This is a genomic window from Thermococcus sp. ES12, assembly GCF_012027515.1.
GTDB classification, from domain to species: domain Archaea; phylum Methanobacteriota_B; class Thermococci; order Thermococcales; family Thermococcaceae; genus Thermococcus; species Thermococcus barossii.
In genome coordinates, this window is sequence record NZ_SNUP01000103.1 from 1 (window position 1) to 417 (window position 417).

Here is a 417-nt window from a genome sequence, read left to right on the forward strand (position 1 = left end):
GAAGCCCCATATTCCTACCCCGGTTCCCGTCGCATTTTCAAATCTGAGGATAACTTTTTCACCATCTTTTTCCACTTTAACGTTAGGATGTTTAAGCTTCAGGATTTTTACAACTCCTCCGTCGGAGTAGACTACCTCATAAGGTTCTTCCGGCCTTATGAAAAGCCTTGCTAGGGTTGTGTTAAAGGCTTCTTCGTTCATAAATATTGCATATTTATAATCGAGGTTGATGTAAAGGTATGTGTTCGTATTTGAGATTGAAAGGTTTGGCTTTACCACTTGTCCCTTATATTCCACGTAAAGTTCTTTTGGTGCTATTGCTTGTCCTTTAAGGTTAACAACTACATTCCATGTCTTTCCTGGCTTTGCCGTTATCCTGTAGTTCTCCCTTTGAAACACCAGCGCTCCAATCGTAGA

Annotated in this window: 1 pseudogene; it reads right to left on the bottom strand. The window is 40.8% G+C overall.

Annotated elements, in window-relative coordinates:
• Positions 1–399 (bottom strand): annotated as a pseudogene (locus E3E37_RS11260) (oligosaccharyl transferase, STT3 subunit); the annotation flags it as partial.
• Positions 400–417: the final 18 nt, after the last annotated feature.